Source organism: Streptomyces sp. WM6386, assembly GCF_000972385.1.
Lineage (GTDB): Bacteria > Actinomycetota > Actinomycetes > Streptomycetales > Streptomycetaceae > Streptomyces.
Genome location: NZ_JXTE01000419.1, coordinates 1 through 534, shown reverse-complemented (window position 1 = coordinate 534; position 534 = coordinate 1). Strand labels below are relative to the sequence as shown.

General features: G+C 66.5%; 1 protein-coding gene and 1 pseudogene. Both read left to right on the top strand.

Annotated elements, in window-relative coordinates:
- Positions 1 to 214 (top strand): annotated as a pseudogene (locus TN53_RS47675) (urea ABC transporter permease subunit UrtC); the annotation flags it as partial.
- A 5-nt stretch (positions 215 to 219) separates the two neighbouring features.
- Positions 220 to 534 (top strand): ATP-binding cassette domain-containing protein (locus TN53_RS42030; protein ID WP_159038283.1); only part of this gene is annotated, 315 nt, incomplete at its 3' end.

The following is a 534-nucleotide window of genomic DNA, read 5'->3' as shown; positions in this document are numbered from 1 at the left end:
GGTCTGGGTGGCGATCGGCGGTCGGCAGCACCTGCTCGGGGCGATCGTCGGGGCGATCGGTATCTCGGCTCTGTCGAACCAGCTCAACGCATGGATCCCCACCTACTGGCAGCTCCTGCTGGGACTGCTCTTCTTCGTGGTCATCGCCTTCTTCCGGCGTGGCCTGGTGGGGACGATCCTCGCGATCCGTCTGCCGATGAGGAGGGCACAGTGACCGCCATGCTCGAAGTTCGCGGAATCTCGAAGCGCTTCGGAGGAGTGCAGGCGAACACCGATGTGAGTCTGGCTCTTCCGGACTCGGCGATCCGGTGCGTCATCGGCCCCAACGGAGCGGGGAAGTCCACTCTGGTCAGCATGCTGTCGGGCCATGTCAGGCCCGACCGGGGGACCATTCACCTGCGCGGCAGGGACATCACCACCTGGCCGGCTCACCGCGTGGCCTCGGCCGGCATGGTGCGCAAGTTCCAGCGGCCGTCCTTCTACCCCGAGTTGACCGTCCGCGAGAACCTGGAGATCGCGGTCCTGGGCAGCGGA